The following is an 18,431-nucleotide window of genomic DNA, read 5'->3' on the forward strand; positions in this document are numbered from 1 at the left end:
CGTTTCACCGGCCGATTTCCCTCGGTCCCGCTTCGCTTTCCGGCCTTTCGGCTTTCCGGCGAGTCCGACTCTATCAGATCCTTTCGGGCCTGATTCCCAGTCAGAGGGGCTTGTCTTCCCGGCTGTTGGGCCGTTCCGACGTTCCAAACTTTAGCGGATTCCCGGCCCCCGAGCTAATCGGGGGTTCAGAATTGAATTCGGGCACGCCGAATAGAATCCCGGTCCGGGAGATCGTGCAGGTGGTTGGGGTGCCGCCCTGTGGGCAACTCGAAGGACTCTACGCCACCTGCCCCCACGGCACAAAAGCGGGGCCCGGCACGACGCATCGCACCGGGCCCCGCCCCTACGGAGACGCTGAGGGGTCAGGCTCCGACCGGCTCCTTCGCCCCGCCGTCGCGCGGCGTCGGAACGTCCGAGTCGGAGTCCGAGTCGGAGGTGCCGGAGTCGAGGAGCGTGCGCTCGTCGAAGGGCAGCTCGCCGGCGAGGACCCGCTTCACGCGGTCCCGGTCGACCTCTCCGGTCCACGTACCGATGAGCAACGTAGCCACCGCGTTGCCCGCGAAGTTGGTGAGGGCGCGGGCCTCGCTCATGAAGCGGTCGATGCCGATGATCAGGCCGACGCCGTCGACCAGGCCCGGCTTGTGGGACTGGAGGCCCGAGGCGAGGACGGCGATGCCGGAGCCGGAGACGCCCGCCGCGCCCTTCGACGCGATCATCATGAAGAGGAGCAGACCGATCTGCTCGCCGACGGACATCGTCTGGTCCAGAGCGTCCGAGATGAAGATGGACGCCATGGTCAGGTAGATCATGGTGCCGTCGAGGTTGAAGGAGTATCCGGTCGGGACGGTGATGCCGACGACCGGGCGGCTCACGCCCAGGTGCTCCATCTTCGCGATCAGACGCGGCAGGGCCGACTCCGACGAGGACGTCGAGAGGATCAGGAGGAACTCCCGGCCCAGGTACTTCAGCAGCATGAAGATGTTGAAGCCCGTCGCCAGGCGCATGATCGTGGCGAGCACGATGCCGACGAACAGGGCGCAGGTGACGTAGAAGCCGACCATGATCGTGGCGAGGGCCTTGAGGGCGTCGACGCCCGTTTCGCCGATGACCGCGGCCATCGCGCCGAAGGCGCCGACCGGGGCGGCCCACATGATCATGCCGAGGACCCGGAAGACGAGCTTCTGGATGTGCTCGACGCCGCGCAGGACGGGCTCGCCGGAGCGGCCCATGGCCTGGAGGGCGAAGCCGACGAGCAGTGCGACGAGCAGGGTCTGGAGGACCGAGTCGCCGGTGAAGGCGGAGACCATCGTCGTCGGGATGATGCCGAGGATGAAGTCGACGGGGCCCTCGTTGGCTTCTTCGGCCGCGGTGTGTCCTGCACCCTTCACCGCCTCGGTGAGGTGCATGCCGTCGCCGGGGTGCAGCAGGTTGCCGACGAGCAGGCCGATGGCGAGGGCCACGACCGACATCACCATGAAGTAGCCGAGGGCGAGGCCGCCGACCTTGCCGATCTTCGCGGCCTTCCGGACGGAGCCGACGCCGAGGACGATCGTGCAGAAGATGATGGGCGAGATCATCATCTTGATGAGGTTCACGAAGCCCGTGCCGATGGGCTTGAGCTCCTTGGCGAAGTCGGGCGCCGCGAAGCCGACTGCGATACCGAGCAGCACGGCCACGATCACGGCGATGTAGAGATAGTGAGTGCGGTCCCGCTTCGCGGGCGGGGCGGGCTTCGCGGTGTCGGTCTCGGCCACGGTTCCTCCTGAACGACGGCTTCGGCGTATCAGTCCCAGTCCGTGCGGCTCACGTCCTGCGAATCTTGGCGACTATCTCTCCCCCCGGTGAGGACCGTCACCCTTCCGTTCATTTAGTTCGTGCTTATACGAAGAGGCAGACTGTTGCGCATGCGTCTTCCCCGTCCCCGCAGCCTGGCGGGCCAGCTCTTCGCGATGCAGGTCGTGCTGGTGGCCGTCGTGGTGGCGGGGTGTGCGCTCTTCACGTATGTCAGTGACCGGGGGCAGGCGGAGGACAGCGCGCGGCGTCAGGCCACGGCCACGGCGCGGGCCGTCGCCGACGCGCGGTCCGTGCGCGAGGCGGCCTCCGGCGCCGCGGATCCGACGGGGCTGTTGCAGCCGTACGCGCGTGAGGTGCAGCGGCACACCGGCGTCGACTTCGTGACGATCATGGATCCGGACGGGATCCGCTGGACGCATCCCGACGAGCGGCAGATCGGGGAGCGCTACCTCGGGCACATCGGGCCGGCCTTGAAGGGGCACACGTTCTCGGAGACGTACACGGGGACGCTCGGGTCCTCGGTGCGGGTGGTCACGCCCGTGTACGACGAGGGGCGGCACCGGATCATCGGGCTGGTCAGCGCCGGGATCACGGTCGATGTCATCACCGCTCAGGCGCGGGGGCAGGTGCTCGCCGTCGCGGGGGTCGCGCTTGCCGCGCTGGTGCTCGGCGGTATTGGTACGTACGTCATAAACGCCCGTCTACGTCGGCACACGCACGGGATGAACGCGGGCGAGCTGAGCCGGATGCACGCGTATCACCAGGCCTCGCTGCATGCCGTGCGCGAGGGGCTCGTGATGCTGGACGGGCAGCGGCGGGTCGCGCTCATCAACGACGGGGCGCGGGTGCTGCTCGGCGTCGAGGAAGGGGACGACGTCGTCGGGCGGTCCGTCGCCGGGCTCGGGCTGCCGGCGCCGTTGACGGGTGCGCTGCTCGCCGCCGAGCCGCGGGTCGACGAGGTGCATCTGACGCTCGACCGTGTCGTCGTCGTCAATACGTCTCCGGTGGCGAGCGGTGACCGGCGCGGCACGGTCGTCACGCTCAGGGACCACACCGAACTCCAGGCGGTGATGGGCGAGTTGGACTCCGAGCGGGGGTTCACGCGGGCGCTCAGGTCGCAGGCGCACGAGGCGGCGAACCGCTTGCACACGGTTGTCTCGCTGATCGAGCTGGAGCGGGCGGACGAGGCGGTGGAGTTCGCGACCGCCGAGTTGGAGCTGGCGCAGGCGTTGACCGATCAGGTCGTGGGGGCGGTGCACGAGCCGGTGCTGGCGGCGCTGCTTCTGGGGAAGGCGGCGCAGGCCAATGAGCACGGTGTGGAGCTGGTGGTGTCGGCCGACACCAGGATCGACGACGGGCTGCTGCCGCAGGTGCTGCCCGCGCGGGACCTGGTCACCGTGCTGGGGAACCTTGTCGACAATGCGGTCGACGCGGCGCAGGGGTCGTCCGGGGCGCGAGTCACGGTGACCGCGCGGACCGATGACGATGTCCTGTTGTTGCGGGTCTCGGATACGGGGCCGGGGGTCGATCCGGAGCATGTCGACTCCGTCTTCGAGCGGGGGTGGTCGACGAAGGCGATGCCCTCCGGGACGGGTGGGCGGGGGTTGGGCCTTGCGCTTGTGCGGCAGGCGTTGGCCCGGTGTGGTGGGGTGTTGGACCTTGAGCGGTCGGCGGTGGGCGGCGCGGAGTTCACGGTGCGGGTGCCCATGGCCGATCAAGCCCCTGCGGCGGCTGAGCCAAATCAAGCCCCTGCGGCGATTGAGGCGCGGGGTCCGGGGCGGAGCCCCGAGTCCTCGGCCCCGGACGGGGTTACGGCCACGGGGCTCTGCCCCGGACCCCGCGCCTCAATCGCCGGCGGGGCTGATAGTGGCGAGGCCGATAGTGCAGACTCCGCCAGAAGATCCGCAGGAAGAGGAACCCATGAGTGACGCCGACCGCACCATCCGGGTCCTCGTCGTCGAAGACGACCCCGTGGCTGCGGACGCGCACGCGTTGTACGTCGGGCGGGTTCCCGGGTTCACGGCCGTGGGGAAGGTGCACTCGGCGGCGCAGGCCAGGCGGTTCCTGGACCGCAACCCCGTGGACCTGCTGCTGCTCGACCTGCACCTGCCGGACGGCCACGGGCTCTCGCTCGCCCGCTCGCTGCGCGCGGCCGGGCATCAGGCGGATGTCGTCGCGGTCACGTCGGCGCGGGATCTCGCGGTGGTCAGGGAGGGGGTGTCGCTCGGGGTCGTGCAGTACGTGCTGAAGCCGTTCACGTTCGCGACGCTGCGGGACCGTCTCGTGCGCTACGCCGAGTACCGCGCGACGACCGGTGAGGCGTCCGGACAGGACGAGGTCGACCGGGCGATCGCCACCCTGCGCTCGCCGGCCCCCGCCGCGCTGCCCAAGGGGCTGAGCGCGCCCACCCTCGAACGCGTCACGCGCACGCTGCGGGAGGCGCCCGAGGGTCTGACGGCGGCGGCCGCCGCGGAGACGGTGGGTATCTCGCGGATCACGGCCCGCCGCTACCTGGAGCACCTGGTCGACTCCGGGCGGGCCGTGCGCAGCCCGCAGTACGGGCAGGTGGGCCGCCCGGAGCTCGTCTACACCTGGAAGTAGCCGACCAGGGACCAGACAACAAGGGGCCAGGAGACTCAGCGGACGCGGAAGCGCGTCAGGGTGTCCTCGCCCGCCGGGCCCGTGCCGGACTTGTCCACGACGTACGCCGTGCCGCGCGCGACCTCGACGTGGTTCGGGTTGGCGCCCGTGCTCACCGTTTTGACGACGGAGCCCTTGCGCGGGTCGACGACGGTGGCGGTCGCGTCGGTGCGGTTGACGGCGACGAGCTTGCCGGACCGGTCGTCGCTCGCCACGGACAGCGTGCCCTCGCCCGTCGGGACGGACTTGGTGACCAGGCCCTTGTTCAGGTCGACGACGGAGACGGTGCCCGCGACGTTGTCGGCGGTGTAGGCGGTGCGGCCGTTCTTCGAGAGGGCCACGGAGATCGGGCCGTCGCCGGCCGGGATGAGCCGCGGCTTCGTGGACTTCCGCGCGACCTCGATCAGCTGGTCGTTGGTGAGGTCGGCGGCGTAGACCGTGCCGTTGCGCTCGTTGACGGTGAGGCCGGTCGGGCCCGCGCCCTCGACGGTGACGCGCTTCTTCTCGGTGAACGTACGGCTGTCGAAGCCGACGACGCTGCCGTCGCCGAAGCCGCTCGCCCACACGGTGTCGTGCTTCTCGTCCACGACGATCTCGCGGGCGTGGTTGACGTTCGGCAGCGTGGCGAGGTGGGAGCCGTCGCGCTGGCTGTAGACGGCGACCGAGTTGTCACGGGTGTTGGTGACCCACACGGTGTTGTGCTCGTCGTCGACCGCGATGCCGTAGACCGCCTCGACGGCGCCGGTGGCCGCGTCGGTGACCGGCGGCGTGTACGTCGCCTCGACCTTGAGCGTGACCGGGTCGAGCTTGGTGAGCGCGGACGTGGTCACCGGAGGGCGGCCCACCGCCGACGTGGTCCACAGGGCGTGGTTCCGCTCCGAGTACGCCGACTGGTAGAGCCCTTTGGTGACAGGAACCGAGGCGGATGCGGTGGCGCCGGTGTCGGCGTTCGCGGCGGCCGCCGGGGCGAGCGTGGCGCCCGCGATGAGGGCCACGGCGACGGCGGCGGAACGGCGGATGCTGGGAGTGATTCGAGGCATGCTGCGTCAATCTCCTTTGCGGATGGGGGCGTTGCGACGCCACCCGAAGACTAACTTAGCTTAGGCTTACCTAACTTGCACCACCCATTGACCCTGATCCCCGCCGCTCATACCTTCACGGCAGCCCCGCGAGGCAACGAAGCCCGCGATGCTCCGTAGGAGGTCGTGCCCGTGCGCCCCACCGCCCCGATCCTCACCGCCACCGCCCTGCTGGCCGCCGCGACGCTCACCGCCTGCGGCGGCGGCTCCGGAAGCGACTCGGACACCGTCAAGGTGTCCTTCAAGCAGTCCATGGACAACAAGGTCAAGGTCATGGACGACTACCTCGCCGCGATGAAGAAGCAGTTCGAGAAGGCGCATCCCGGCAAGAAGGTGGAGTTCGTCCCGATCAAGGCGCCGGACGCCGAGTACTACACCAAGCTCCAGCAGATGCTCCGCTCGCCGAGGACGGCCCCGGACCTCGTCTACGAGGACACCTTCCTCATCAACTCCGACATCGCCAGCGGATATCTGAAGCCGCTCGACTCCTACCTGGGCAAGTGGTCGGACTGGGGCCAGTTCATCGACACGGCGAAGACGGCGGCCAAGGCGCGGGACGGGAAGACATACGGCGTCCCGGACGGCACCGACACCCGCGGCCTCTGGTACGACAAGGCGATCCTCGCGAAAGCCGGCATCAAGACTCCCTGGCAGCCGAAGAACTGGAACGAGGTCCTGGACGCCGCCCGCACCATCAAGCAGAAGGTCCCCGGCGTCACCCCGCTGAACGTCTACACCGGAAAGCCGGCCGGCGAGGCGTCGACGATGCAGGGCTTCCAGATGCTCCTCTACGGGACCGGGACCGGCGCAGGGACCGCGGACCCGCTCTACGACAAGGCCACGGGCAAGTGGGTCACGGGCTCGAAGGCCTTCGAGGACAGCCTGAATTTCGTGCGGACGGTCTTCAAGGAGAAGCTCGGCCCCGACGTCTCCGACGCCCTCGACCCGAACTTCCCCACCCAGGTGCGCGGCGAGCTGATGCCCGAGGGCAGGCTCGGCATCAACCTCGACGGCTCCTGGCTGCCGCAGGACTGGATCAAGGGCAGCGGGCACGAGTGGCCCGAGTGGTCGCAGAAGCTCGGCCTCGCCCACATGCCGACGCAGGAGGGCCAGGCGCCCGGCAAGGTCTCCATGTCCGGCGGCTGGACCTGGGCGGTCCCGGCCAAGGCGGCCAATCCCGACCTCGCCTTCGACTTCATCAAGACGATGCAGACCAAGGAGAACGCGAAGCGCTGGTACATCGCCAACTCCGGTATCGCCGTGCGCAAGGACGTGGCCGCCGACCCCGCGTACGTGAAGGCGCAGCCCGGCATCAAGTTCTTCACGGATCTGGTGGCGAGCACCCACTACCGGCCGGCCTACCCCGCGTACCCGAAGGTCTCGACGGCGATCCAGGAGGCGATGGAGTCGGTGACGACCGGTGATGCCTCGGTCGACAAGGCGGCGTCGACGTACGACGATCAAGTGAGGACGGCGACGGACGGGAAGGTCGTCAAGAAGCCTTGAGTGGGAGGGAGTTGGGAGAAGCGAGTGGCACCGTGACCCGTACCCGTCGCAGCACGACCCTCCGGCTCGTGCCGATCGCCCCGGCGACCGTCCTCATGGCCCTCTTCCTCGCGGGCCCGATCGCGTACTGCGCCTATATCGCCTTCACCGACCTGCAGTTGACCGGGCAGGCGAAGTCGTCCTTCGTCGGCTTCGACAATTTCACGGCGGCGTTCAGGGACGACGCGTTCCTGAACGCCGTCCGGCTGACGCTGGTCTTCACGTTCCTGTCGTCGATCGTCGGCCAGAACACGCTGGGGCTCGCGCTCGCGGCGCTGATGCAGCGGGCGTCGAAGCCGGTCAGGACGGTCACCGGGGCGGTCGTGGTGACGGCGTGGGTGCTGCCGGAGGTCGTCGCCGGGTTTCTGCTGTACGCGTTCTTCCGCCGCGAGGGCACTCTCAACGCGATCCTCGACTGGCTCCAACTGCCGCGCCAGAACTGGCTGTTCACGCTGCCGATCCTGGCCGTGTCGTTCGCGAACATGTGGCGCGGCACCGCCTTCTCGATGCTGGTGTACTCGGCGGCGCTCCGCGAGATCCCCACGGAGGTCACCGAGTCCGCCGAGGTGGACGGGGCGAACGCCTGGCAGCGGCTGTGGCACATCACGCTGCCGATGATCCGCCGCTCCATCGGCACGAACCTGATGCTGAACACGCTTCAGACGCTGTCGGTCTTCGGCCTGATCTGGGTGATGACCCGTGGCGGGCCCGGCAATCACAGCCAGACCCTGCCCCTGTTCATGTACGAACAGGCCTTCCAGAAGAGCATGATCGGCTACGGCACCGCGGTGGCGCTGCTGCTGCTCGTCGTCGGCTCCCTGTTCTCGCTGGTGTACATGCGGCTGCTGCGCGCGGAGGACTGAGTGAGGACCCGGATCCGTAGACGACTCTCGGCGGACGCGGCGCTGATCCTCGTCGCGCTCGCCTTCTCGCTGCCGCTCGCCTGGGTCGTCCTGTCGTCGGTCGACGCGGACGCGAATCTGCGGGTGAAGTGGCCATCGGAGCTGACGTTCGGCAATTTCGACGACGTCCTCAAACCCGACATCACCTTCACGCCGCTGCTCAACTCGCTGATCCTGTGCGGCAGCGCGACGGCCCTCACCGTTGCCTGCGCCGCGCTCGCCGCGTATCCGCTCTCCCGTTACCGCTCACGCCTGAACAACCCGTTCCTCACGACGACGCTGTTCGCGACCTGCCTGCCGATCACGGCGGTGATGGTCCCGGTGTACGCGCTGTTCGTGCAGGTGAACCTGATCGACACGATGGCGGGCACGATCTACTTCTTCGCCGCGTCCCAACTCCCGTTCGCCGTATGGCTGATGAAGAACTTCATGGACGGTGTGCCGAAGGAGCTGGAGGAGGCGGCCTGGACGGACGGCGCGAACACGTTCCAAGGGCTCGTGCGGATCGTGCTGCCGCTGATGGGGCCCGGGGTCGCCGTCGTCACCGTGTACTCGTTCGCGATGATGTGGGGGAACTTCTTCGTCCCGTTCATGCTGCTGCTCTCCCCCGACCAGATGCCGGCCTCGGTCAGCATCAACGACTTCTTCGGCAACCGGGGCACCGTCGTGTACGGGCAGCTCGCCGCGTTCTCGATCATCTACTCGACGCCCGTGGTGCTGCTGTACGTCCTGGTGTCGCGGCGCTTCGGCGGCGGTTTCGCGCTGAGCGGTGCGGTGAAGGGTTGAGCGCGGACTGTAGCCAAACGCCGTGTGACCCCCTACTTTGTGGCCGTGCAGCACGAGGCCATGCCCAACCAGCCGACACCACCTTTCAACGCCCCCGCCGCCCGGCGCCTGCGCGAAGCGCTCGGGATGGCGCCGGGGCACGTCGCGTACGGCATGCGTGCCTCGTACGGGCTCGCGCACATCACGCCGGACGTCATCATCGCGTGGGAGCGGGGCGACGCGGCGCCGACGTCCGGTGAACTGACCGCGCTCGCGGGGGCCCTGTGGTGCTCGCTGAGCGAACTCATCGGCGTGCCGCGGACCTTGCGCGAGCACCGGCTCGCGCTGGGGCTCGCCCCGGAGGACGTGGCCCGCTCAGTCGGCCTGGAGATCCACTCGTATCTGCGGATGGAGGAGACGGGCGACTGGCAGGGCAACGACCGGCAGTCGGCGGCGCTCGCCGAGACGCTGCGGCTCAGCCCGCGCGCGCTCGCGACGGTGACCGGGCGTGACACGCACCTCGCGGAGCTGCTGCGGGGCGCGGCGCGGACGCGCTGGCAGGGGTCCGTGCGGCCGATCGCCCGGCTCGTGCCGGTGCAGCGCCGCGAGCTGGAGGACGTACTGCACGAGATGCACCTGGAGTACCAGGCGCTGATGGCCGCCACGCTGAGCTGGGGCGGTGGGATGTCGCCGAGGTCCGGGGACGCGGGGCGGCTGTTCCTGGAGCGGATCCTGGACGAGTTCTGGTCCAGGATCCGTCATCCGTAGCCCCCGCAGGACCGGCCGTCTAGAAGACCGACTCCGCCTCGTCCATCCGGTCCTTCGGGACCGTCTTGAGCTCGGTGACCGCCTCGGCGAGCGGCACCATCGCGATGTCGGTGCCGTACAGCGCCGTCATCTTGCCGAACTCGCCGCGGTGCACGGCCTCCATGGCGTGCCAGCCGAACCGGGTCGCGAGCACGCGGTCGTACGCGGTGGGGGTGCCGCCGCGCTGCACGTGGCCGAGGATGACCGGGCGGGCCTCCTTGCCGAGGCGGCGCTCCAGCTCGTAGGCGAGGGCGGTGCCGATGCCCTGGAAGCGCTCGTGGCCGAACTGGTCGATCTCGCCGGTGCCGTAGTCCATGGTCCCGGGGGCGGGGTGGGCGCCCTCGGCGACGCAGATGACGGCGAACTTCTTGCCCCGGGAGAACCGCTCCTCGACCATCTTGACCAGGTCGGACGGGTCGAAGGGCCGCTCGGGCAGGCAGATGCCGTGGGCGCCGCCCGCCATCCCGGACTCCAGGGCGATCCAGCCCGCGTGCCGGCCCATGACCTCGACGACCATGACGCGCTGGTGGGACTCGGCGGTCGTCTTGAGCCGGTCGATCGCCTCGGTGGCGACGCCGACTGCGGTGTCGAAGCCGAAGGTGCGGTCGGTGGAGGAGATGTCGTTGTCGATCGTCTTCGGTACGCCGACGACCGGCAGGCCCGCGTCGGAGAGCATGCGCGCCGCCGTCAGCGTGCCCTCACCGCCGATCGGGATGAGGGCGTCGAAACCGATCTCCTCGGCGAGCTGCTTGGCGTTCTCGCAGGCCGCCCTGAACTTGTCGCGCTCCAGGCGGGAGGAGCCGAGAATGGTGCCGCCGCGGGCGAGGATGCCGCTGACCGCGTTCAGATCGAGGGGTCGGTACCGGCCGTCGAGCAGCCCCGCGTAGCCGTCCTCGAAACCGAGCACCTCGTCGCCGTAGTGCGTGACGGCTCGGTGCACGACCGACCGGATCACGGCGTTCAGTCCAGGGCAGTCGCCGCCTGCGGTGAGAACTCCGATGCGCATCGTGCTGTGTCTCCTGCTCGCTGCTGGTACGTCTGTGAGCGATGCCGATTGTTCCACGCTCTTGGAGGCGATGCGCTCCCGCTCGGCTGTGCAGGGAGCTTCGGCAGGGGTTCCATGGGCACTTGGACCCATGGGAAAAGGCCTTCTGTCCGGCGGGCGACCTAACCACCGCCGGAGGTATTGTCAAGAGGGCACGGCTTCCATTGCGCGCCTTTTTTTGACCCGAAAGAGGCCGAATCAATCCGGAAACGCCGGGTTGGAACACGTAGGACTACGAACGCGTGGGACCACGAACGCGTAGGACCACGAGGGAAACGGAGAACACGCGTGACGCGCAGCGTGTACGTGACCGGGATCGATCGCGGAGACGGCCGGCAGGTCGTGGAGCTGGGGGTCATGGAGCTGCTGACCCGCCAGGTCGACCGGGTGGGGGTCTTCCGGCCGCTGGTCCACGACGGCCCCGACCGGCTATTCGACCTGCTGCGATCCCGGTATCGGCTGTCGCAGGACCCGGCGACGGTGTACGGGCTCGACTACCACGAGGCCTCCGCGATCCAGGCCGAGCAGGGCACGGACGAGCTGGTCTCGCGCCTGGTCGACCGGTTCCACCACGTCGCCCGCGAATTCGACGTCGTGCTCGTGCTCGGCACCGACTTCGCCGACACCCAGCTCCCGGACGAGCTGGCGCTCAACGCCCGCCTCGCCAACGAGTTCGGCGCCTCCGTGATCCCGGTCGTCGGCGGCAAGAAGCAGACGGGCGAATCGGTACGCGCCGAGGCCCGCAACGCCTACCGCGCCTATGACGGCCTGGGCTGCGACGTCCTCGCGATGGTCGTCAACCGCGTGGCGCCGGCGGACCGGGCCGACGTGCACGAGCAGCTCGCGGGGCGGCTGCCGGTCACCTGTTACGTGCTGCCCGACGAGCCCGCGCTCGCCGCGCCGACCGTCGCCCAGATCACCCACGCGCTGGGCGGCAAGGTGCTGCTCGGCGACGATTCGGGGCTCGCGCGCGACGCCCTCGACTTCGTCTTCGGCGGCGCCATGCTGCCGAACTTCCTCAACGCCCTGACGCCCGGCTGCATGGTCGTCACGCCCGGCGACCGCGCGGACCTGGTCGTCGGCGCGCTCGCCGCGCACAGTGCGGGCACGCCGCCGATCGCGGGCGTCATCCTGACCCTGAACGAGCAGCCTGGCGAGGCGATCCTCAAGCTCGCCGAGCGACTCGCGCCCGGCACCCCGGTGATCGCGGTGGCCGGCGGCTCCTTCCCCACGGCGGCCGAACTCTTCGCCATGGAAGGCAAGTTGAACGCCGCGACGCCGCGCAAGGCGGAGACCGCCCTCGGCCTCTTCGAGCGGTGCGTCGACACGGCGGGCCTGCTGAAGACCATCCAGGCGCCGTCCTCCGACCGCCTCACGCCGATGATGTTCGAGCACAAGCTCCTGGAGCGGGCCCGCTCGGACAAGCGCCGCGTCGTGCTGCCCGAGGGCACCGAGGAACGCGTGCTGCGCGCCGCCGACGTACTCCTGCGCCGCGGCGTCTGCGATCTGACGCTGCTCGGCCCGGTCGAGCAGATCCGCAAGAAGGCCGCCGACCTCGGCGTCGACCTCGCCGACAGCGACATCATCGACCCGCAGACCTCGGCGCTGCGGGAACGCTTCGCCGACGCGTACGCGGCGCTGCGCGCCCACAAGGGCGTCACCCCGGAGCTGGCCCACGACGTGGTCGCCGACGTGAACTACTTCGGCACGCTGATGGTCCAGGAGGGGCTCGCCGACGGCATGGTGTCGGGGTCCGTGCACTCCACGGCCGCCACGATCCGGCCCGCGTTCGAGATCATCAAGACCAAGCCGGACGCCGCGATCGTCTCCTCGGTCTTCTTCATGTGCCTGGCCGACAAGGTCCTCGTCTACGGCGACTGCGCCGTGAACCCGGATCCGAACGCCCAGCAGCTCGCGGACATCGCCACGCAGTCCGCCGGTACCGCCGGCCGGTTCGGCGTCGAGCCGCGGATCGCGATGCTGTCGTACTCCACCGGCACCTCGGGCTCGGGCGCCGACGTCGACAAGGTGCGGGAGGCCACGGAGATCGTCAAGGCGGCCCGGCCCGACCTGAAGATCGAGGGGCCGATCCAGTACGACGCAGCGGTCGAGCCCACCGTCGCGGCCACCAAGCTGCCCGATTCCGAGGTCGCGGGCCAGGCCAGCGTGCTGATCTTCCCCGACCTCAACACCGGCAACAACACGTACAAGGCGGTGCAGCGTTCGGCCGGCGCGATCGCCGTGGGGCCGGTCCTGCAGGGCCTGCGCAAGCCGGTCAACGACCTGTCCCGCGGCGCGCTCGTGCAGGACATCGTCAACACGGTCGTCATCACGGCGATCCAGGCCCAGACCCCCACCGAAAAGGCATGACACCCGTGGCAGCGACCCGCATCCTCGTCCTCAACTCCGGCTCCTCGTCGGTGAAGTACCAGCTCCTCGACATGCGTGACAACGCGCGCCTGGCCCTGGGCCTGGTCGAGCGGATCGGTGAGGAGACCTCCCGCCTGAAGCACACCCCGGCCGGCGGCGACTCACGCGAGCGGAACCGGCCGATCGCCGACCACAAGGTCGCGCTCGAACTGGTCGCCGAGGAACTGGCACAGGACGGGCTCGGCCTCGACTCCCCCGAGCTGGCCGCGATCGGCCACCGCGTGGTGCACGGCGGCAAGCTGTTCACGCAGCCGACCGTCATCGACGACGCGGTGCTCAAGGAGGTGGAGCGGCTCATCCCGGTGGCGCCGCTGCACAACCCGGCGAACCTGACCGGCATCCGCACCGCCCAGACGCTCCGCCCCGACCTGCCGCAGGTCGCCGTCTTCGACACGGCGTTCCACACGACGATGCCGGAGTCGGCCGCCCGCTACGCGATCGACGTGAAGACCGCCGACGAGCACCGCGTGCGCCGCTACGGCTTCCACGGCACCTCGCACGCGTACGTGTCCCGCAAGACGGCCGAACTGCTCGGCAAGCGGCCACAGGACGTCAACGTCATCGTGCTGCACCTGGGCAACGGCGCCTCGGCCTCCGCGGTCCGCGGTGGGCAGTGCGTGGAGACGTCGATGGGACTCACGCCGCTCGAAGGGCTCGTGATGGGCACGCGTTCGGGAGATGTCGACCCGGCCGTCATCTTCCATCTGATGCGCGTTGCCAAGATGTCGGCGGACGAGATCGACAATCTGCTCAACAAGAAGTCCGGCCTGATCGGACTGTGCGGGGACAACGACATGCGGGAGATCCGCCGCCGCGTCGACGAGGGCGACCAGGAGGCGCGGCTCGCGTTCGACATCTACGTGCACCGCCTGAAGAAGTACATCGGCTCGTACTACGCGGTACTCGGCCGGGTGGACGCGGTCGTGTTCACGGCCGGGGTCGGCGAGAACGCGGCGCCGGTGCGCGAGGCTGCGGTCGCGGGCCTGGAGGAGCTGGGCCTCGCGGTCGACGGAGAGCTCAATTCCGTACGTTCCGACGAACCGCGGCTCATCTCCCCCGAATACGCCCGCGTGGCCGTGGCCGTGGTGCCGACCGACGAGGAGCTGGAGATCGCGCAGCAGACCTACGCGCTGGTCCGAAGCCGCAACGACTGAGCACACCTCCGCCCATTTGTAGATTCCACCAGACGGAATATTCCGTAGCGAAACAAACCGATAGGATCGCCCCCATGCGCCGTTCCAAAATCGTCTGCACACTGGGCCCCGCCGTCGACTCCGAAGAGCAGCTCGTCTCGCTGATCGAGGCCGGCATGAACGTGGCCCGATTCAACTTCAGCCACGGCACCCACGCCGAGCACCAGGGTCGCTACGACCGTGTTCGCGCCGCCGCCAAGAAGACGGGCCGCGCCGTGGGTGTGCTCGCCGACCTCCAGGGCCCGAAGATCCGCCTGGAGACCTTCGCCGAGGGCCCCGTCGAGCTGGTGCGCGGTGACGAGTTCACCATCACCACCGAGGACGTGGCCGGGGACAAGTCGATCTGCGGCACGACCTACAAGGGTCTGCCCGGCGACGTCTCCAAGGGCGACCAGGTCCTGATCAACGACGGCAACGTCGAGCTGCGCGTCGTCGAGGTCGAAGGACCGCGCGTGAAGACCATCGTCGTCGAGGGCGGTGTCATCTCCGACCACAAGGGCATCAACCTGCCCGGCGCGGCGGTGAACGTCCCGGCCCTGTCCGAGAAGGACATCGAGGACCTGCGCTTCGCCCTGAAGATGGGCTGCGACATGGTCGCCCTGTCCTTCGTGCGCGACGCGAACGACGTCAAGGACGTCCACAAGATCATGGACGAGGAGGGGCGCCGCGTCCCCGTCGGCGCCAAGGTCGAGAAGCCGCAGGCCGTCGCCAACATGGAGGGCGTCGTCGCGGCCTTCGACTGGATCATGGTCGCGCGTGGTGACCTGGCCGTCGAGTACCCGCTCGAGAAGGTCCCGATGGTGCAGAAGCGCCTCGTGGAGATGTGCCGCCGCAACGCCAAGCCGGTGATCGTCGCGACCCAGATGATGGAGTCGATGATCACCAACTCGCGCCCCACGCGCGCCGAGGCCTCCGACGTCGCGAACGCGATCCTGGACGGTGCCGACGCGGTCATGCTGTCCGCCGAGTCCTCGGTCGGCGCGTACCCGATCGAGACCGTCAAGACGATGTCGAAGATCGTCGTCGCGGCCGAGGAGGAACTGCTCTCCAAGGGCCTGCAGCCGCTCGTGCCCGGCAAGAAGCCGCGTACGCAGGGTGGTTCGGTGGCCCGCGCCGCGTGCGAGATCGCGGACTTCCTGGACGGCAAGGCCCTGGTCGCCTTCACCAAGTCCGGTGACACGGCCCGCCGGCTCTCCCGCTACCGCGCGGCCCAGCCGATCCTGGCGTTCACCACGGACGAGGAGACCCGCAACCAGCTCTCGCTGAGCTGGGGCGTCGAGTCGCACGTCGTGCCGCACGTGGACAACACCGACGGCATGGTCGAGCTGGTCGACGCCGAGCTCGTGAGGCTCAACCGCTTCAACGACGGCGACACCGTGGTCATGACGGCCGGTTCGCCCCCCGGCGTCCCCGGCACCACCAACATGGTCCGGGTGCACCACCTCGGCGGAGAGCAGCGCGACTGACCCGCCGCATTCGCCCGCGCGCACGGCCTTGAGCGCATGACAAAGGGCGCCCCCTTGAGGGGGGCGCCCTTTGTCGTACGCGGCTCCCGGACGGACCTTGGGACTACGGTCAGCTGTCCTCGACCGTGGTGTGCAGACCGGGCACGTGCAGGGTCCCGCCGAACTGTGCGGCCTGCGTGACCTTGACGTTCGTGAAGAACAGGGTCGGCAGGTTGATCGGCGGCGGGTTCTTGGCGTTGAACGTCAGCGGAATGAGCCCGAGCAGATTGCCCGAGAGCTCCTCCGTGTACATCGTCGTCTGCCCGTCGCGGATGGTGGACGTGGAGCCCTTGTCCGACCGGATGTGGAAGAACTTCCCGTTCGGGCCCGGGGCGATCTGGTGCAGATCACCGATGTCCGTGCCCTTGGAGATGATGTACTTCATGACGCGCTTGGTCGACCCGTCGGCCATCCGGACGTCCACCAGGCCCTTGTAGTCCGCGCCCTTGAGCAGGAGCGAACTGGCCTGCAGCTTCCACGACTTGTCCGGAAGCTGGGCCGGGGTGTCCTCGTCGGCGCCGGACGCGTCCGTGGCCACCGGGCAGTTCTCCGGCACATCGCCGGAGCCCTTCGGGTCGCCCACGTTCTTGGTCGCGTCCTTGGCCGCGTCCTCCACCTTGTCGGTCGTGTCCTTGACCTTGTCGGTGGTGTCCTTGACCGTGTCGCCGAGCTTGTCGGTGGTGTCCTTGACCGACCCGGTCGTGTCCTTGACCGTGTCGCCCGCCTTGTCGGTGGTGTCACCGAGCAGGCCGCCAGAGGATTCCGACGCCGACGGCGAAGGAGTCGCGCTCTCCGACTCCTTGTCGTCGGGCGTGAACGCCTTCTTCAGGGCGTCGCCGACGCCCAGCGGGTCCAGGGGGTTCTTGGTCTCCGAAGCCGAGGGCGACGGCGTGGCCGCGTCCTTGTCGTCGGAGGCGTCTGAGCCCTTGGAGGACTCGGATGCGGACGGCGAAGGAGTCGGGGTCGCCTTCTCCTTCTTCTCCTCGGCGCTGTCCTTGGAGGCGGAGGGGGACGGCGTCGGGGTCGGCTTCGTCGACTCCTTGGCCTTGTCCTTCGCCTCGTCGGACCCATCGTCCTTGTTGGCATCGACGGCGTCGGCGCACGCCTTGTAGTCGTCCACCGAGAACTTCGTCGGGTTGTCCTTGGCCGACGCGAGCGTCGGCGTCAGTCCAAGCCCCATGAGCACGGCCGTGGGCATGGCCGCGATCGCCACCGCCTTGCCCGCGGGCATGTGCATCTTGGTGAAGAGATGCTTCTTTGGTGCCGCATGCCGCCGCGCCGCATGCCGCGGCCCGGTTCTCGCACGGGGCTCCGCGGAGCCCTCGTGGTGCACCTCATCAGCCGGCACGGTGCCTCCCGTTCGTCCCGTTGTTCGGGCTCGTCCCTGACACGTCGTCGTTCACGCCCGCGACCTGATAGGTGGCTCCCGCAACCGGCGGCACGACCGGCGCCTCGTCCGGGGAGGACGTGGCGCGGTCACCGCCCTTCCCTGCCGAATCGTCCTGCCGCTCGGCCGGCGCCCAGGCGATGCCGAGGCCACCGCCGACGAGGGAGAGCAGGAAACCGATGACGAAGCCGCCGAAGTTCGAAACCACGAGGGAGACCAGGGCGAGAAGAATCGCCGCGACACCCGCGAACACACGGGAGTGCGGCTGGAACCACATCGTCAGGCCGAGCACGACCAGCAAGATGCCGATGATGAGCGAACCGGCACCGGCCGTGGTCGCCATCTTGATCGTCATATTGCCGATCGCGAGGTTCGCGTACGGGAAGTACATGATCGGGAGGCCGCCGAGGATTGACAGCAGGCCGCCCCAGAACGGGCGCTGACCGCGCCACCCTCGGAACGATTGGCGCATCTGACCAAGCTTGGAGCCCAGTCCTTCGTGCGCTTCGGCGCTCATGTCGTACAGCTCCTCGGGAAAGGCGTTGATCTGTGGTGATGGTGGCTGTCCGGAAACGGGCACGGGGACGACCTCACGTCACTGCGAGTGCCCCCGCGCCCGGCCGTTCAGCACATCAAGTGCCAAGACCCCGGCCCGTACACGGGCCCTGTGGGCCTAGTAGCACTCGTGCTTGCCCTTCTGGACCTTCATCTTGAGGCCGGAGAGCTTGAAGGTGCCGGCCGTGGTGGCCCACGCACGCTGCTCGACGTTCTCGAAGTGAACCGAGTCGGCCTGCTGGGCGAACGCGTTGGGGTCGGCCTTGTCGCCCTGGTGGATACCGGGGCCCTTCTTGGCGTCACCCGCCGCCACACCGATGTCGATGTTCTTGAAGGTCGCGTCGGCCTTCAGGTCATCGGCGTCGATGTAGAGGGTCTTGGCCTCGACCGGGGCGCTCTTGTCCGCACCGGCCGACAGCTTCATCGAGACATCGCCGAAGACCGGGACGGGGACAACCACCGACTGGCAGAGGTTGTTGATCGTCGCGGACTTCATGCCGACCACGGCGACCGGGTGGTTACCCGTCTTGCCGGAGTCGACGGCTCCGTACTGGACGAAACCCTTGCCGTCGAGAGAGTCCGCCGCCACCTTGAACGACTGACCCGACACACTGAACGATGCCGCGAGCGCACCCTGGGACAGGGCCACGCCTATCGCGGCAGTAGCCGCGACGCTCGGCACCATGACTACGGCGAACCGCTTCCATCTGGTTCCGCCACGAATCATGGAATTCATGACTTTTCCTCCTTCTCGGACGTACATCTCCGGCCCTGACAGCCACTT

The 18,431-nt window shown here is 68.8% G+C and carries 15 protein-coding genes; 9 read left to right on the top strand and 6 right to left on the bottom strand.

All coding sequences use genetic code 11. From position 1 onward, the window contains the following. Window positions 1-362 precede the first annotated feature (362 nt). Window positions 363-1,754: a cation:dicarboxylate symporter family transporter gene (locus ACWD2L_RS39430; protein WP_351342889.1), complete on the bottom strand. Its 1,392-nt coding sequence runs from the start codon at window positions 1,752-1,754 to the stop codon at window positions 363-365. Between the two features lie 150 nt (window positions 1,755-1,904). Here ACWD2L_RS39430 and ACWD2L_RS39435 point away from each other — a divergent pair, with 150 nt between their 5' ends. After that, complete coding sequence (locus ACWD2L_RS39435) at window positions 1,905-3,722, top strand: sensor histidine kinase (RefSeq protein ID WP_351342888.1); 1,818 nt, start codon at window positions 1,905-1,907, stop codon at window positions 3,720-3,722. Then, window positions 3,715-4,395, top strand: coding sequence for a response regulator (locus ACWD2L_RS39440; protein ID WP_351342886.1), 681 nt, complete (start codon window positions 3,715-3,717; stop codon window positions 4,393-4,395). The genes ACWD2L_RS39435 and ACWD2L_RS39440 overlap by 8 nt, the downstream gene beginning before the upstream one ends. 35 nt (window positions 4,396-4,430) lie before the next feature. On the opposite strand, the gene ACWD2L_RS39445 is transcribed toward ACWD2L_RS39440, so the two are convergent. Beyond that, complete coding sequence (locus tag ACWD2L_RS39445) at window positions 4,431-5,474, bottom strand: YncE family protein (protein WP_351342885.1); 1,044 nt, start codon at window positions 5,472-5,474, stop codon at window positions 4,431-4,433. A gap of 171 nt (window positions 5,475-5,645) precedes the next feature. Between ACWD2L_RS39445 and ACWD2L_RS39450 the strand changes: the two genes are divergently transcribed. The 4 genes from ACWD2L_RS39450 to ACWD2L_RS39465 all read left to right on the top strand — a co-directional run bounded on the left by ACWD2L_RS39450 (window position 5,646) and on the right by ACWD2L_RS39465 (window position 9,493). Next, on the top strand, window positions 5,646-7,019 hold the full coding sequence (locus ACWD2L_RS39450; RefSeq protein WP_351342883.1) for an ABC transporter substrate-binding protein: 1,374 nt from the start codon (window positions 5,646-5,648) through the stop codon (window positions 7,017-7,019). A gap of 95 nt (window positions 7,020-7,114) precedes the next feature. Then, a complete protein-coding gene (locus tag ACWD2L_RS39455; RefSeq protein WP_451193631.1) occupies window positions 7,115-7,921 on the top strand; it encodes a carbohydrate ABC transporter permease in 807 nt (268 codons plus the stop codon). Then, the gene (locus ACWD2L_RS39460; RefSeq protein ID WP_351342881.1) at window positions 7,922-8,746 is read left to right on the top strand and encodes a carbohydrate ABC transporter permease; all 825 of its coding nucleotides are present in this window, start codon (window positions 7,922-7,924) and stop codon (window positions 8,744-8,746) included. A 60-nt stretch (window positions 8,747-8,806) separates the two neighbouring features. After that, window positions 8,807-9,493, top strand: a complete 687-nt coding sequence (locus ACWD2L_RS39465) for a helix-turn-helix domain-containing protein (RefSeq protein WP_351342893.1) — start codon at window positions 8,807-8,809, stop codon at window positions 9,491-9,493. A 19-nt stretch (window positions 9,494-9,512) separates the two neighbouring features. Here the strand turns inward: ACWD2L_RS39465 and ACWD2L_RS39470 are convergent, their stop codons facing one another. Then, window positions 9,513-10,538: a 6-phosphofructokinase gene (locus ACWD2L_RS39470; RefSeq protein ID WP_351342879.1), complete on the bottom strand. Its 1,026-nt coding sequence runs from the start codon at window positions 10,536-10,538 to the stop codon at window positions 9,513-9,515. A 327-nt stretch (window positions 10,539-10,865) separates the two neighbouring features. Here ACWD2L_RS39470 and pta point away from each other — a divergent pair, with 327 nt between their 5' ends. The 3 genes from pta (at window position 10,866) to pyk (ending at window position 15,666) form a co-directional block, all read left to right on the top strand. Beyond that, complete coding sequence (gene pta / locus ACWD2L_RS39475; protein WP_351342877.1) at window positions 10,866-12,947, top strand: phosphate acetyltransferase; 2,082 nt, start codon at window positions 10,866-10,868, stop codon at window positions 12,945-12,947. A gap of 5 nt (window positions 12,948-12,952) precedes the next feature. Beyond that, entirely contained in the window at window positions 12,953-14,161 is a 1,209-nt protein-coding gene (locus ACWD2L_RS39480) for an acetate kinase (protein ID WP_351342891.1), read from the top strand. A gap of 74 nt (window positions 14,162-14,235) precedes the next feature. Further along, the gene (gene pyk, locus ACWD2L_RS39485; protein ID WP_351342876.1) at window positions 14,236-15,666 is read left to right on the top strand and encodes a pyruvate kinase; all 1,431 of its coding nucleotides are present in this window, start codon (window positions 14,236-14,238) and stop codon (window positions 15,664-15,666) included. 109 nt (window positions 15,667-15,775) lie between these two features. On the opposite strand, the gene ACWD2L_RS39490 is transcribed toward pyk, so the two are convergent. From ACWD2L_RS39490 to ACWD2L_RS39500, 3 genes are all read right to left on the bottom strand, one after another. Then, a complete protein-coding gene (locus tag ACWD2L_RS39490) occupies window positions 15,776-16,936 on the bottom strand; it encodes a hypothetical protein (RefSeq protein WP_451193623.1) in 1,161 nt (386 codons plus the stop codon). A 106-nt stretch (window positions 16,937-17,042) separates the two neighbouring features. After that, window positions 17,043-17,609, bottom strand: a complete 567-nt coding sequence (locus ACWD2L_RS39495; RefSeq protein ID WP_351342872.1) for a DUF6114 domain-containing protein — start codon at window positions 17,607-17,609, stop codon at window positions 17,043-17,045. A gap of 156 nt (window positions 17,610-17,765) precedes the next feature. Beyond that, entirely contained in the window at window positions 17,766-18,383 is a 618-nt protein-coding gene (locus ACWD2L_RS39500; RefSeq protein WP_351342870.1) for a DUF6230 family protein, read from the bottom strand. Window positions 18,384-18,431 lie beyond the last annotated feature (48 nt).

It is taken from the genome of Streptomyces sp. NPDC002754 (genome assembly GCF_053592315.1).